The sequence below is a fragment of the Clostridium sp. LS genome (assembly GCF_002760435.1).
GTDB lineage: Bacteria > Bacillota > Clostridia > Clostridiales > Clostridiaceae > Clostridium.
The window spans coordinates 49,332-64,985 of the sequence record NZ_AUUU01000003.1 but is presented as its reverse complement, the minus strand read 5'-3'; the positions used below and the strand labels follow the sequence as shown (position 1 = coordinate 64,985).

Annotated in this window: 17 protein-coding genes; 2 read left to right on the top strand and 15 right to left on the bottom strand. The window is 30.3% G+C overall.

Going from position 1 to position 15,654, the window contains the following annotated elements:
* Positions 1–17: 17 nt before the first annotated feature.
* From COL3_RS00500 to COL3_RS00455, 9 genes are all read right to left on the bottom strand, one after another.
* Positions 18–509: a GNAT family N-acetyltransferase gene (locus tag COL3_RS00500; RefSeq protein ID WP_008426773.1), complete on the bottom strand. Its 492-nt coding sequence runs from the start codon at positions 507–509 to the stop codon at positions 18–20.
* Positions 510–553: 44 nt separating this feature from the next.
* A complete protein-coding gene (rpiA, locus tag COL3_RS00495) occupies positions 554–1,246 on the bottom strand; it encodes a ribose-5-phosphate isomerase RpiA (RefSeq protein ID WP_008426771.1) in 693 nt (230 codons plus the stop codon).
* Positions 1,247–1,355: 109 nt separating this feature from the next.
* Complete coding sequence (locus COL3_RS00490) at positions 1,356–2,036, bottom strand: HAD family hydrolase (RefSeq protein WP_008426769.1); 681 nt, start codon at positions 2,034–2,036, stop codon at positions 1,356–1,358.
* An 85-nt stretch (positions 2,037–2,121) separates the two neighbouring features.
* Positions 2,122–2,691 (bottom strand): GNAT family N-acetyltransferase, encoded by a 570-nt coding sequence (locus COL3_RS00485; RefSeq protein WP_008426766.1) that lies wholly within the window; start codon positions 2,689–2,691, stop codon positions 2,122–2,124.
* A gap of 393 nt (positions 2,692–3,084) precedes the next feature.
* Positions 3,085–3,540: a GNAT family N-acetyltransferase gene (locus tag COL3_RS00480; protein WP_008426764.1), complete on the bottom strand. Its 456-nt coding sequence runs from the start codon at positions 3,538–3,540 to the stop codon at positions 3,085–3,087.
* 24 nt (positions 3,541–3,564) lie between these two features.
* On the bottom strand, positions 3,565–4,110 hold the full coding sequence (locus tag COL3_RS29165; protein ID WP_278286606.1) for a GNAT family N-acetyltransferase: 546 nt from the start codon (positions 4,108–4,110) through the stop codon (positions 3,565–3,567).
* A 39-nt stretch (positions 4,111–4,149) separates the two neighbouring features.
* Positions 4,150–4,698, bottom strand: coding sequence for a YdeI/OmpD-associated family protein (locus tag COL3_RS00465; RefSeq protein WP_035283982.1), 549 nt, complete (start codon positions 4,696–4,698; stop codon positions 4,150–4,152).
* 167 nt (positions 4,699–4,865) lie between these two features.
* Positions 4,866–5,342, bottom strand: coding sequence for an NUDIX hydrolase (locus COL3_RS00460; protein ID WP_008426759.1), 477 nt, complete (start codon positions 5,340–5,342; stop codon positions 4,866–4,868).
* 284 nt (positions 5,343–5,626) lie between these two features.
* Positions 5,627–6,016, bottom strand: coding sequence for a helix-turn-helix domain-containing protein (locus COL3_RS00455; protein ID WP_008426757.1), 390 nt, complete (start codon positions 6,014–6,016; stop codon positions 5,627–5,629).
* A 215-nt stretch (positions 6,017–6,231) separates the two neighbouring features.
* On the opposite strand from COL3_RS00455, the gene COL3_RS00450 reads away from it, so the two are divergent.
* Positions 6,232–7,131: a radical SAM protein gene (locus tag COL3_RS00450; RefSeq protein WP_008426755.1), complete on the top strand. Its 900-nt coding sequence runs from the start codon at positions 6,232–6,234 to the stop codon at positions 7,129–7,131.
* A gap of 102 nt (positions 7,132–7,233) precedes the next feature.
* Here the strand turns inward: COL3_RS00450 and COL3_RS00445 are convergent, their stop codons facing one another.
* A complete protein-coding gene (locus COL3_RS00445) occupies positions 7,234–7,527 on the bottom strand; it encodes a hypothetical protein (RefSeq protein WP_008426753.1) in 294 nt (97 codons plus the stop codon).
* 203 nt (positions 7,528–7,730) lie between these two features.
* Here COL3_RS00445 and COL3_RS00440 point away from each other — a divergent pair, with 203 nt between their 5' ends.
* Positions 7,731–8,795 carry a galactose ABC transporter substrate-binding protein gene (locus COL3_RS00440; protein WP_008426750.1) on the top strand — a complete coding sequence of 355 codons (1,065 nt, stop codon included), beginning with the start codon at positions 7,731–7,733 and terminating at the stop codon, positions 8,793–8,795.
* A 132-nt stretch (positions 8,796–8,927) separates the two neighbouring features.
* Here the strand turns inward: COL3_RS00440 and glmS are convergent, their stop codons facing one another.
* The 5 genes from glmS to COL3_RS00415 all read right to left on the bottom strand — a co-directional run bounded on the left by glmS (position 8,928) and on the right by COL3_RS00415 (position 15,629).
* Positions 8,928–10,754: a glutamine--fructose-6-phosphate transaminase (isomerizing) gene (gene glmS / locus COL3_RS00435; protein ID WP_008426747.1), complete on the bottom strand. Its 1,827-nt coding sequence runs from the start codon at positions 10,752–10,754 to the stop codon at positions 8,928–8,930.
* Between the two features lie 567 nt (positions 10,755–11,321).
* Complete coding sequence (locus COL3_RS00430; RefSeq protein ID WP_008426745.1) at positions 11,322–12,467, bottom strand: mannitol-1-phosphate 5-dehydrogenase; 1,146 nt, start codon at positions 12,465–12,467, stop codon at positions 11,322–11,324.
* A 1-nt stretch (position 12,468) separates the two neighbouring features.
* Positions 12,469–12,909: a PTS sugar transporter subunit IIA gene (locus COL3_RS00425; RefSeq protein ID WP_008426743.1), complete on the bottom strand. Its 441-nt coding sequence runs from the start codon at positions 12,907–12,909 to the stop codon at positions 12,469–12,471.
* Positions 12,910–14,961, bottom strand: a complete 2,052-nt coding sequence (locus COL3_RS00420; protein ID WP_008426741.1) for a BglG family transcription antiterminator — start codon at positions 14,959–14,961, stop codon at positions 12,910–12,912.
* Between the two features lie 473 nt (positions 14,962–15,434).
* A complete protein-coding gene (locus COL3_RS00415) occupies positions 15,435–15,629 on the bottom strand; it encodes a hypothetical protein (protein ID WP_035283965.1) in 195 nt (64 codons plus the stop codon).
* Positions 15,630–15,654: the final 25 nt, after the last annotated feature.

The window sequence follows — 15,654 nt, the reverse complement described above, 5'->3', positions numbered from 1 at the left end:
AAAAAATCAACTTCATTTTATTCAATGATTATTTCCATAAATCCAACTTTAAATGGTAAGAATTCGAATTCTTTAGTACCTTTATGTACAAAACCATTTTTTTGATACCACTGTTTTAGAATCGTGTTTTCTTCAATAATACCAATACTAATGATTTTTCCATTTAACTCTTTAACTATTTTTTTAGCAAATTCTAATAATTTTTTTCCATAACCAAAATGTCTATACTCCTGCAAAACTGTAATTTTCTCTAACTCATAATGTTCACAACTCTTCTTTTCTAATTGCATAAACCCAATAATTTTATCATCAACATTTATTGAATACATTAAATTGCCTTTGTTTTTATCAGCAATTAATCTATCAACTTTGATAAATGTACCATTTGTGGGGCAGTTTTCATTATTTAACCCAAAATCTTTTGCTACTGTTCCAAAGCCTTTCCTTATAACTTCAGCACATTCTTCTAATTCATTTATTGATAATTCCTTGAAAGTACATTCTCTCATTCCCACTCCTCCAATATGAACTAAATACATAATTTAATGTACTGTTATTTATTCACCTGCAATTTATTCTCGTCGTTCTCAATAACCTTTACACCGCTATTTGTTCCTACAATAATGCGCTTACACATATTAAGAAATAATCCTACTTCCAAGACTCCTGTTATTGGATTAACTTTTTTATAAACCTCATCAATGTTCATTGATTTTCCTATATGTAAATCAACTATATAATTACCATTGTCAGTTATAAAAAACTTTTCGTCTTTCATTCTTATTTCAGGGTTTAAAGAATAATCCTTTAATTTTCTAATTATGTGTTTATAGCCGTATGGCAATATTTCAACTGGTAAAGGAAATTCGCCAATACTATCAACTAATTTACTTTCATCCATAATCCAAATTACTTCATTTGCCAAATTAGCAACAATTTTTTCTCTAAATAATGCTCCACCGCCGCCTTTAATAGCATTAAATTGCTTATCTATTTCATCTACACCGTCAATTGCTAAATCAACAAAATCCACTTCATCTATTGATACTAAAGGAATGTGCAACTCTTTTGCCAAGCTCTCTGTACCTTTTGATGTTGCAACTGCCTTTATGTTGATACCATTTTGAACCAGTTCTCCAACCCTTTTAATCATGTAATACGCTGTAGAGCCAGTTCCTAACCCTAATATCATTCCATCCTTTATATACTCTACTGCCTTTTCCCCTGCAATTCTTTTTTGTTCCATTTTACACCTCCTAAAAATTTAAAACTTCATATATTACTGAAACACCCTGTGAAGCTAGCACATTCTGTATTTTGAGAATGTACTAATTAATGGTATTACTATTTAATCACTATATAAAATCAGCCAATTCCTTTAATGTAGAAAAGTATCTCTCATAATTATATTCATTGTCTTTCCTTACTAATATTGCCTCAATACCCGCTCTTTTTGCTCCTTGTATATCAGCAGTATAATTATCTCCAATCATAGTTATACTTTCAGCATCATTTAAGTCAAAAAGCACTTTTTCATATATTTTAAAATTAGGTTTCTCATACCCTACATGTGCTGAGGAATATACTTTTATAAAATAATCTCTTATACCTAAACTCTTCATTAACTCTTCCAATTCAGGCACATGATTTGAAAGTATTATATTAGAATATCCTTTTTCGATTGCACTTTTTAAGCAAAGTATAGTATCGTCATAGATACGCCAATTACTTGGATTTATATATTTTTCTCTTATACAACTCGATATTTTGTTAGCAACAACATCTTCGACTCCAAGCTTTTTTAATATCCCCTTAAAATATTCATTCATATATTCCCACCAGTTTTTATCTTTAAAAAATTCCTTATGAGCTATTTCTGGAGAATGCCATGGAAATCCACTTTCTAAATAAGATCCTATGTCATCCATTCTCAAATTATTATATCCATGTTCATTTAGTAATTCATATAATGTGCTACTCCACATTCCGTCTCTATAGGCTAAAGTATTATCAAAATCCCATAATAAATATTTCACTGTATCCCTCCTAAAAGACATTTGTAAGCTTTTAATGATAAATCGCTATTCCTTACAAGATTGTATCAGTCATGTAAATTAATGATTATTCATTAAAATAATCCGTTCTTATAATTCCATAGTAGATTTTATCATCATATTCATTCTTATTTTTATAATAAACAGATTGTCTTATTGTACCCTCATACTTCATTTTTGATTTTTTAAGAACTTTAGATGATGTTTGATTTTTCCCTCTATGAAATGCCTCCAATCTATTTAATCCTGTTTTCTCAAATGTAAACTTAATAATTGCGTTTAATGCCTCTGTTGCATATCCTTTTCCTTGGTAATATCTACTTATGCAATATTCTATATCAGCGTAATTATGATTTATGTTTATACTACAAAAGGCAATTTGTCCAATATTCTCATTATTCTCTTTTAAAATAATAGCCCATCTATAAAACTCCTCATTAGAATATGATGAAATCCATTTTTCTAAAAGTTTTTTTACTAAACTAATATTTTCATATACAGGCTCACCATAGTTTGATTGAACCTCTTTATCATTTATCCAATTTTTAAACATATCATGAGCATCCTCCATGACAAATCGTCTTAAAATTAATCTTTCAGTTTCTATTTTTTGAGTTCCAACATTAATTTGACTCATTCTATAACACTATCTCCTCAAATGTATACTTTACTTTAAAAGTACAATGCGGTAATAACTATAATTTTCACGTCTTTTAAAAATGTCGCAAAGAACATATATACCCTCTATTTAAGATCATTCCAATCACTTCCTTATACTTTTTCTTCCACTTAGAATAATCACATCTTTTTTAGCTCCATTAAATAATTGTTGTCTTTTATTTTTCTTTTTAGGATAATCAAATAAAATATATTTTACTACCACTAATATTAGTCAAAGTGGTTTTGCCTGTCTCTGATGAACCAGTTATCCATATTCTCTGCATTTTTCTCCTTACTATTTCTTACTATTATGTTATATCCGAACATTAAAATACAAATCATGTTCCTAATATTTTCAACAAATTGAGATTTATCGTTCCATTAGAAAATGTACTACCTCTACATTTCCATCCACATCTGTGCCATCTATTATGAATCCACACTTCTTTGTATAAAAATTTATATTTTCATCTTTGTCTGCAGGTGTTATTAAGGTTATCTTATTCCAGTTTTTATAATAATCCAGCATATATTTAACTGCTTGCGTACCAATACCTTTGCTTTGATATTTTGGAATTATACAAAGACATCCGAGATAATATTCTCCTTTCCCCTTATTTTCAACTGAAATAACTCCAACCGGGATATCATCATGATAAATAATCAGCTTAGGAAATCTCTCAATAGATGCTTCCATGCTTTCTCTTGTTCTTCCATAAGCAGGGCATTCTCCGTACTTAATATAATCATCATAGAATGATACATTATAAATTTCTATTAACATATTTGCATCTTCTTTTTTTGCTTTGATATATTTTAAACTCATAACACTTTATTTCTCCTGAAAATTTCAATTTGCTTTATTTAACAATATGTATTGCATACCATCAAAAGTTAATTCCAGTTGGTTAGCATAATGCTCACTTTGCTTTGCAAATGTAAATCCACATTTTTCTATTACTTTTTTAGATTGGTTATTAGATGAAAAATGACAGATAGTCAATGCATCTAGTTTATATTTATTAAAACAAAATCTAATCACTGCAGTAACCGCTTCAGGCATTAATCCCTTTCCCCAATATGCTTTGGACAGAACGTAACCAATTTCCTTAATCTTAAAATGTGCATAGCTGCTTTCATCATTATATTCCGCTGACAAATCAGCATGTGGAATGTATTTAGTGTATACTCTTTGCATAGCAACATGAAGCGGTTCGTTTTCTTTATCTTTATAAGGGTGATTATCAAAACGTGCAAAGGTGCCTCCGCTTTTTAAAAGTCTATAAACTTTCGAATAGCCTGTTTCTTCTGGTATCCAATGAAAAGCAGATGCGGAATAAATCATATCAAATGAATTATCAGAGCATTCATAATCTTCAAAAGCCATATTTTTAATTTCAAGCTTCTTATAATCTTAAATTCATAGCAATTTCTCCTACATTGGTTTTAAATTTAAATTAAGTCTATATATTATTTTTTCAAGTCTTCTCTTTTTTGCTTCATCAGACTTAGCATCAAAATATAGTCCTGTATAATTCCTTCTGGCAGAGGGTGACATAGCATTGAAATTTGTGCACGCTGGTTCAATATCTTTTATTAATTCTACTAACATTTGCACTTGTTTATCCGTTATAGCTTCAGGTTTAAGTGCGTTCCACATTCCGTTTTTCTTTGCTTCTTCAACTTTAGCTCGTCCAAAATCAGTCATTAGGCCTTTAGCTTCAAGTTCTTTTACAAGATTTTTATTTTTTTCTGACCACTTGCTTCCTTTTCTTCTTGATGAAAAATATTTTAAATACTTCGTTTCATCTATACTTTGCATTTGACCATCAATCCACCCAAAGCACAATGCTTCTTCCAGAGCTTCACTAGCCTTAAGAGTTTTAATACTTGAGCTCTTGCTAAATTCCAACCAAATGCCACCACTTGTGGTACAATTATCATTTAACCAATTTCTAAAATCATTCCTTGTTTCAAACAGCATTTGTTCCAAACTTATTCATCTCCCCTTATATGATAAACTATAAGTCATGCTCTTTTTCTATTGTCCACCTTATTAACACCCTTATTCACGCCTATACACTGTATACATAATATTTGTATCTTACTTTGAAGATAGCTAACTAACGACTATGTTCATACGATATAGTTTTATTCTTTTGAAATAATGTGTTCAATGCTATTTATGCCTCTTGATAATTTAGTTTTAAAAAATTCTGGATACAAGTGATAGCTGTCCAAATCCTCAATAGGCAACCAATGTAAATGTTCTTTTGCTCCTTGGTCTCCAAAGCTTTTGCAAACAAACTCCATGCTAGTAGGCACTTTCATTAAATAAAAAAAAGCAATTTCATGATAATTTTCCTTTGTTATTTCTTCATTGAAAAAATGTTCATGAATAAAGGCTAATTTGTCTACTTCAAGTTCTATGCCTGTCTCTTCAAACGTCTCACGAATAACAGCTTCTTCAGATGTTTCATTTAGCTTTACTCTTCCACCTACTGAATAATAATAAGGGGCACTATCATTTTTAACCACAAGTACTTTCTTGTCTCTAATAATAATTGCCCCAACTCTATAATTAAATTTCCCACTATTAGTTTTGAATGTTAAATCCTGCTCTTCCATGAACATCCTCCTCTCTATTATATAGAACGTTTTTCTTTTTATTTTCTCACTCTTTCAAATCAAACTTTCAATTTATTTATATATTCATATCTATTTTAAACTTTACCCTCATCATACATAAATGTCAATTTAATCATACTAATACAAATTAAAACACAATAGTTAGTCTATTTAACAAAAAAATCATGAATGGCTTCAGGGTTTATCCTTCGTTCCATTCATGATTCTTAATCAAAATGTTGTTATAAGTTCGTAAAAAACTACTATATCAAAGCAGCCATTTTTTACTGCTCGCTTTCTGCTTCTTCTTGATTCTTATATGGATTTATATAACCTGGACACAAATGAGTTTCACTCCAAGCCATCATTGCGTTCAAAACAGGAATAAAGCTTTCTCCCAGTTCGCTTAAAGTATATTCAACTTTAGGTGGAATTTCTTTGTAAATTTCCCGATGCAAAAAACCGTCTTCCTCCAGCTCCCGTAGCTGCTTGGTAAGTGTAGACTGTGTTATACCATCCAGCCGACGCATCAATTCGCCAAAGCGTTGAACTTTATAAAAGGCTATATACCATAAAATTAATATTTTCCACTTACCGTTCAATATAGATTGCAGCATGCTCATTGGCACACAGCGGGCCATAGTATCTTTGTCGCGAAACTTATTATCTGCCATTTTATCCCTCCATTTCATGAACAGTATACCTCATGATAAAAAAAAGAGCAATGTACTACTTTTTCTTGAACATAGTATTAAAAATAATACTATCATCATAAAAAGACCGTACTTGAATTAGAAAAACCTCTGCTGTAACATATAAATCAGAAACGGGAGGCCGCCATCTTAAGACTCGTTTTATAAAAAAATTTCTATAAAGGAGATAACAATATATGCATTACACTGGAACTATTTGGAGACCTCCGTACGAGGCGTCCTCTCTATTAATTGAAGTTACTGCTGGCTGCACTCATCACAAGTGCAAATTTTGTACTCTCTATGATGACCTGCCTTTCAAATTTAGAATGTCACCCTTGGAAGATATTGAAGCAGATTTAGCAGAGGTGCAGACTGCATTCCGTTCCTGGGGCAGTCTAAAATCTAACCGCGTTTACTTAACTGGAGCAAATCCTTTTGTTTTGAAATTCCAGCGACTAAAAGAAATCGCGGATCTAATTCATAAATATCTACCTGAATGCAAAACAATAGGATGTTTCACTCGTGTTACTGATATTGCCCTAAAGACAGATGATGAATTAAAGGCTTTACAGGAGCTTGGTTATGATAGTCTTACTATTGGTGTGGAAACTGGTGATGGGGAAATTCTTGAATTCATGAATAAAGGTTATTCACCGGAAGAAATCATAACTCAAAGTCACCGTTTGGATGCAGCAAATATCAAATATAATTATTTCTATCTAGCAGGCATATCTGGTGCTGGACGAGGAAAAATTGGTGCAATGGAAACCGCTAAAATATTTAATCAGACTAATCCACAGATTATTGGTTCCTCTATGCTTACTGTTTATCCAGAATCTGAACTGTTTGCAGAGATTCAGTCAGGCAAATGGGCTGAGGAGACAGAATTAGAGAAATTGGATGAATTAAAAACACTTATTAAAAATTTAAATATTCCAGTATACTTCGCTACTCTAGGTGCCTCAAACGCCATCTTTGTTCAAGGTCAGCTTCCAAAGGATAAGGATGAGATGGTTTCAAATCTTGAGAAAATGTGCAAAACTCAAAGTGAATCAAAATTGCGTCACTATCGCACACACCTAAAGCACCTTTGATTTTATATAAGATTCCTCTTCCTTTTTGGGGGAGGAAACCTTATTAATTGGATACAAGATTTTCTAATTAAAAAGAACCCTATTTTTTAGAGTTCTTTGATCTTAACCTAATTCTTTTATCTTCTTTTCTATAGCTGACAGCTTATCTAAAATACGACCTTGCGTTGTGTATTTAAAATCTTCTGATATATATATTGACAAGAATGCTTCCCCAGTATCTTGATCTATCTGATATAAAACTTCACTTACATATCCATATAGATTTTCCTGTTGCTCATTAAATATATGAACTTTAGAGCCTTCTTTGGTTACAATGTTTAAAATATCTTTTATTTCTTCTGAGTCTTGAACGATTTTAACTTGACCACCATCAGCATAACAAAATTCAACTTTCATCGTCTCACCGCCTTTACATAAACTAATTATACCAAACTCAGTAAATTCCTTCTAGATATATGCCTAGAGTTTTTAGAAATAATATAGAAATTGTTACGTTAGATTGCTGATAACTAATATCTCCATTAAAATATTGATTTAGTATAAACTCTTCTTTGTTAACGCATAATAAGACCATAAAATAAATTGCTAGGAGGATTCAAATGAAAATATTTAGGAGACTCTTAAATATAGCTTTACTTACAATTATATTCATTATTGTGCTAGGAACTAATTTATACATGCCTATCGATGCTAGCACACAATATCGCCAAGTGCCCCCTGTTAGAGTAGGCTTATTTACAAGAGATCTTAATGATGATTACATTATACTCCTTCGCAAAACTTTTGAAGATATTCAAAAGAATAATCCAGGGAAAGTTGTATTTACTTTTTATAATGCCAATTTTAATCAATCAACACAAGACACAGATATTCAAAACGCACTTAATAAAGGCGTTGATCTTATATTATTAGATATGGTTAATCTAATTGAAATACGAGGTGAAATTGACACAATTGCAAAATATAACGTCCCTGTAGTGGTCTTTAATAGAGTACCATTTTCACTGGATCCCATTAAATCATATAAAAAAGCTTTTTATGTAGGAACAGATTCAGTACAAGGTGGCACTTTGCAAGGAAAAATGATTGTAGATGCCTGGAATAGTCATAAACAATTGATTGATAAAAATAAAGATAACATATTGCAATATGTATTGCTAGTTGGTGAAAAGCTTAATAAGACATCTATTGATAGGTCAGCATATTCAATTTCAACTATTCAAGGAGCTGGCATAAAAACAGAAGAACTTGCATCACCTATTTTGGAGTGGGACGAAGAATCAGCTAAAAACACTGTTGGCTCATTGTTTTTCAGATATGGTAATAAAATAGAAGCAATAATTTCGAATGATGATTCCATGGCAATAGGTGCTGTTCAAGCTCTTCAAAGATATGGATATAATAATGGAAATAAGTCTCAGTCGATTCCGGTTGTTGGATTAGACGGTGTACCCGAGGCTAAAGAATTAGTTTCAAAGGGCTTTATGTTAGGGACTGCTTCACAAAGTACTGCTGATGTAGCTAATGCAATTTATACTGTAGGGATGAATTTAGTTTATGATAGAAATCCTGTTGAGGGTATATCTATACCATATAAATTAGATGAAACGGGAGTGGCGGTTCTTATTCCATACGAAGAATATATCGGACCTATGTTTCAATAAAAATTAATTTATTTAATAATTCTCCTAATGCCTAAATACTCTTTATAAATAATTAAAAAGATAAAAAGAGCATAAAGGTTTAGGATTTAATCCTGACTCCTTTATGCTCTATAAAATATTTTATCTCATTAATTATTCAACAGTTACTGATTTAGCTAAGTTTCTTGGCTTGTCTATATCGCAACCCTTATTCTTAGCTGTGTAATAAGCTAAAAGTTGTAATGCAATTACAGCTACTATTGGTGAAACTAAGTTAAGAAGTTCTGGAATTCTGATTACTTTATCGAAAATTGATTCATCTAATACATCATTTTCATAAGCAATACCAATTACTTCTGCTCCTCTAGCCTTAACTTCAACTATATTACTTACCATTTTTTCTCTTAATGATTTTTGAGTTAATAAAGCTATTACTTTAGTTCCTTTTTCTATTAGCGCAATTGTTCCGTGTTTTAATTCTCCACCAGCATAAGCTTCTGAATGGATATATGAAATTTCCTTAAGCTTTAATGATGCTTCTATACATAATGCATAATCAGCACCTCTTCCTAAATAGAATACATCTTTTTCGTTAGTTAAAAGATTTGCAATTTCTTCTATTTCATTTGCTTTATCTAAGATTACTTGAACTTTTTCAGGTACTAATAGTAAAGCTTCTCTTAATTCTTTATCTAATTCCTTAGTCATTAATCCCTTTAATTCACTGAAATACATTGCCATTAAATACATTACAACTACTTGTGTTGTATATGCTTTAGTAGAAGCTACAGCTATTTCTGGACCTGCCATTGTATAGATTACATTGTCAGCTTCTCTAGAAATGCTACTTCCTACAACATTAGTTATAGCTAAAGTTCTAGCTCCAACTTTCTTACAATCTCTAAGAACTGCTAATGTATCAGCAGTTTCTCCTGATTGGCTTAATGTGATTACAAGAGATTTATTAGTTACTAATGGATCTTTATATCTAAATTCTGATGCTATATCAACTTCAACTGGAATCTTTGCTAATCTTTCAATAGCTACTCTTCCCATTAAACCTGCATTATATGCAGTTCCACAAGCTACTATAAAGATTCTATCTATTTTATCAAGATCTTCTTTTGATAATTTAAAGTCTTCAAAATTAATAGGATTATTCATTGATAATCTTGAAGCCATTGTGTCTTTAATAGCTTTTGGTTGTTCGTTGATTTCTTTTAACATGAATGAGTCATATCCACCTTTTTCAGCAGCATCTTCATTCCAAGTTACTTTGAAGACATCTTTCTTTATTTCTGTTCCGTCAGCGCTAAAGATTTTAGCACCATCTTTATCTAATACAACAAATTCTCTATCTTCTAAAAGATAAATATCTCTTGTATAACTTATTATCGCTGGAATATCTGAAGCAATAAATGTTTCGCCTTGTCCTAAACCTACAATTAATGGACTGTCTTTTCTTACTGCTACTAATTTATCTGGTTCTTGTCCACTTATTACTCCTAAAGCATAACTTCCTTCTAATCTTTCAGTTGCCTTTACTACTGCTTCCAAAAGATTTCCTTTATAATAGTAGTGAACTAAATTTGGTATTACTTCAGTATCTGTTTGAGAGATAAATTCATATCCTTGTTCTTTAAGCCATTGTCTTAATTCTAAATAGTTTTCTATAATCCCATTGTGAACTACAGTAATATCTCCTTTAGAACTTTGGTGTGGATGTGAATTAATATCTGATGGTTCTCCATGAGTTGCCCATCTAGTATGACCGATACCAACTGTACCTTCAGCTTTATTGCCATCTAAATTTTCTGTTAAATTAGTAAGACGACCTTTATGCTTGACCACATTTACCTTACCTTCATTAACTACTGCAATACCTGCTGAATCGTAACCTCTATACTCTAACTTTGATAATCCATCTACTAAAAAAGTTTTTGCTGTCTTATTTCCAAAATATCCAACTATTCCGCACATTTTTATTCTTCCTCTCTTTTTTTGCATATTTAATTTTAGTCCTCTTTTAATTCCATCCTAGCAGAAAAATCATATAAAAAGGCATAATAATCCTAGGAATTAAAACTAAAACAAAGGTTTTAACACCAGACTGAATTTGTGCTGCAAATCGCTTTACAGTTTTACCAGTCGTTTACGGTAGTGCGATACCGTGGGGCACCCGCCGAAGTTTCGATACTCCCCAACCTCGTCAACTTAAGTGATAAGTGAGACTCCAAATCTATGATTTGGTTAGTCGAACTTAGTTAATTAGCTTCAGCTAATTAACCTCCTTTTTCACTTAGTCCTGGCGCTTTTTTTCAAAATATAAATTACTCTTCCCTCTAATCATCACCTCCACACTTTCTTTTATGCCTACTGACTATTTTATCATATTATTTTCAATTGTCTATATATTATATATATTTAAATATTACTTTTTTGTTACAAGATCCATTGCAAGTATTACATGGATTCTTATGGAAAATGTACAAGTAATATCATAATGCGACAATACATTTAAGGTGGATAAAAACCCACCTTAAATTCTTATACTTCTAAAATATCTGTATAAGCCTTTTCTATCTTTTCTAACAAATCATTATCATTTATATTTGCTATCTCTGCTACAGCATCTTTTATTCCTTTTTTACTTATCAATTCTTGTAATTTTACACTTTGTGGGTCTTCTTCATTCTTATAATGAAGCGCTGCACCTACTCCTAGTAATAGGTTGTCCACATATAAATTAAACCCTCTAGCAGTCATTAGTGGTTTTATTAATCTATCACTTTCACTTAATTTTCTAAGAGGTTCTCTTCCAACTCTTGATACATCATCTTTTAAATAAGGATTTTTAAATCTACCAATTATTTTATTAATATATTTAAGATGAGCTTCCTCATCAAATTTATATTTTTCTACTAATCCCATTCCGCTTTCTGTCATGGCATTTTTAACAATATTATATATTTTTTCATCAGCTATACTTTCATCTATAGTGCTATATCCTTTTAAATTTCCGATATATGCTGTAATAGCATGACCAGTATTTAATGTGAATAGTTTTCTTTCTATATATGCCATTAAATTATCAGCTAAGTTCATACCTTCTATTGCTGGAATTGTTCCTTTAAAAGCTTTTTCTTCAACATTCCATTCATGGAATTTCTCAACTACCACATCTAGAATATTTTCGCTTTTAACTGGTGGAACTATTCTGTCTACTGAACAATCTGGGAATCCAACAAATTCTTCTAAGTAAACAATTTCATCTTCATCTAGGTACTTCTCAACTTCTGCCTTTAACTGAGAGCTTGCTTTTATGGCATTTTCACATGCGATAATATTCAATGGAGTTTTAATTCCAGCTTCTTTTCTAAGCTTTATTCCTCTAGCAATTGTTGGGGCTATTCTCGGCAACACTACAAGCCCCACTGCTGTTGTTATAATTTCAGCTTCCTTTATCTCATCTAAAATCTCATTATTTATTGAAATAACTCCACTTATGTTTTCAACTACTATTTCTTCACACTCTACATCCATAACATGTATTGTATACTTTTTATCTTCGTTAATTTTATCAATTACTTCTTTATTTACGTCTGCAAAAACTACATGATATCCTGCTTTTGAAAGTAATGCACCTATGAATCCTCTTCCTATGTTTCCTGCTCCAAATTGAATTGCTTTCATATTACATCTCTCCCTCTTCTATAATTTCAATTATTTCTTCTGGGGATTTTGCATTTCTAAGTCTTTCAACATTTTCTTCGTATTGAACAGTTAAAGCTATTTTTGACAATATCTCCATATGCTCATCACCTTTTCCAGCTATTCCGATTACTATATATGCTGTATTTCCATCACCAAAATCTACTCCATCAGGATATTGTGCTATTACTATTCCTGATTCAAGTATCTCTTTCTTATATTCATTCATACCATGAGGTATTGCTACGCCATTTCCCATATAAGTTGTAACTTCTGCGTCTCTAGCTTTCATTCCCTCTATATAATTATCTTTAACATAGCCACCTTTAATTAAGAGATTACCTACTCTTTCTATCGCCTTGTCCTTAGATTCTGACTCAACATTTAATACTATTCCTTCTTTTGCTAAAATTCCTTTTTCCATTTAATCTTCCTCCTCGTTATTAATAATATTAATCAAATAATCTCTAATCTCTATAGCATTACCTAATTTTAAAATATCTACAAACTCTTCCTTTTCTATTAATGATGCACTTATCTTCCCAAGAATTTTAAGTATATAATTACTTTCATTATTTCTTGCAAACATAACTATAAATGTATCTACCTTTTCTTCTGAAAATCCTACACTTTTCATTGCCAAAGGGTTATTAATTCTATAAACTCCTACAAAAGGATTTACTATTTCATCACTTCTAGTGTGTATAAGTGCAATATTAGTTCCTGGAATAACTACATTACCATTTTCTTCTCTTTTAAAAATAAGGTTTCTTATTACTTCCTTATCTTTTCCAATATTTATTTCATGAATATCCTCTACAATAAAATTTATCAAATCCACAAATGATTCACTATTTGATTTTTTTAATTGAAAGTTTTTAACCATGACATTAGCTAATTCATACTCATTACTTGTAACCTCATTAGCTTTTGTTTCAGCAAATAACTCCAGTTCTTTTACAGTATTATTAGCTTTGAAATTAGATATGAAATTGCTAACTTTATCTATATCAGTTTCTGTCATAAAATGTGAAATTACAATTACATTGTCTTTCGTTTTTAAGTTTACTGGTACTGTTGATAAAATCAAATCATAATTATTTTTATCCATTTCACTATTGATATCATGCAATGACACTACATCAATAACTCCTATTTCATTAAAAAGTGCTTTGATTTTATTACATAAGATTCTTGAAGTTCCTATGCCACTTGGACATACTACAAGCACCTTAATATTCCCTAACATTGCTTGCTGCTTTTGTATTGCAACTGCAATATGCATAGTTATATATCCAACTTCTTCTGGTGGAATTTTTAAATTATACCTAGAAAATATTAGTCTGCAAGTATTTTTTATAACCGTATATAAATCTGAATAATGCTCTTTTATTTCACTAATTAATGGATTTATTACTTTTAAGCCTAAATTTAACATATAAAATGTTTGCCTGAAATGCTGAGCCAAATCCCTTATTAATTGCTCATCTTCCACAATATTTACATGTATCTTTTTTGATACTTCTTCAGTAACTTCCTTAGATATATTCTCATAATTAATATCTGATTCTATGAATTTTTTATTATTAATGTAATATTTATAGTCACTCAAGTACAAGCACAAATAAACAAGTTCATCTTCAGGTATATTTATATTGTTTTCTTGTAATACTTCACCTAGGTGTTGTATTCTTTTATATTCCTCCAAGGATAATATATTTTCTTTAATATCGTTAGGTAAATGTATAATTTCTTCATTTTTAGTCTTTTTTATAGATAATAGCAATTGGATAAATAGACTAAAATACTTTACATCATTCCCCTTAAGGTAACCTAAATCAATATTTTTCAATATATCTTTTATTAATTTAATATCTTCGCTTCCAAAAACAATATTAAAAAAATTCTTAATTATAGGATCAACTTTCTCATCATAAAGAAATGCTAATAGATCTTCAAATGGTTTAAATTCAAAAAGTAATTCCACTAGTGCATTCCTTTTATTCCATTCTGACCCTTGAATACTTATGCCATAACTTCTTTTTCTGATAATGCATAGATTCTTAGAAATAAGTCTTTCTTCAATATTATCTATATCTAGACTTATGCTTCCCATTACAACATTAAACTTGTGAGAAAAATAAGAAGCTTTTAATGGTTCCTTGCTAACTAATAGTTCACATATAATTACTATTTGTCTTTGCTCTTTGCTGAATAACCATGGAATTGGAACCATCTCTAAAGATTTCCTTATATCTTCTATATTTTCTTTTTTACCTGAAATGCTTAAGTTCATATCTTCGTCATTAAATATAGTTATACTATTTTTTTTCAATCTCTTGTTAATAGCAGAAATTTCTCTTAAAATAGTTCTTTCACTGATATCAAGATCTTTATGAAGACGCTTAATATTGAAAGTTTCTTCGTTTAATACTGTGCTCAATATAAATTGCTGTCTCGGCGTTAAACTATTCATTATATATCACCTGACTTACTTTTTATTTTTTATATTTTTTGTAATAACCTAAGAATCTATTTTCATGAATGCTTAAATTATTATTAACTACATTTTTTTAATTTCTTTGAAAATAGATTTTCCCTTTGCAGAAAATTCCATGCATCCACTAGAAACAAAGTCATTAACTTGACGTAAATTTATTTTAATTATTTGTATCACTTTAGTCGACATTCATTTAGAAATAATAATGCGAATGTAACTAGAATCTTAATTAATTTTCAAGCAAATGCATCAATGTTAATTAATATTGCTTCTTTCACTTTCTATATTAAATCATACCAAATACGTTTTCAATTTAAACAAGTTCAAATTTGTGGTACGTTTTCAATGACAAATTTAAACTTTGAAAATATTGATTTGACTGAACTTTTAATTAAGTATATGTTTTTAGTATAAAGGGCTCCCAGCACTTAAGCTGGGAGATTATTATGTTAAAAATTATCCATGCATTTTTTCAAAATATCATCAATTTCTTTAGAGTTTTCACTGTCCATTTTCATACTTGCATTAATTTTAAGTTCTTTTATCATATCAAAGACTAAATTATTCAACTTAAGCATTTCTTCTTTTAGCTCTGATATTTCTTCTTTCATGCTTGCTATTGCTTTGTTTTCTTCAACATTCACATTTATCGCCCCTTTTATATAAGGC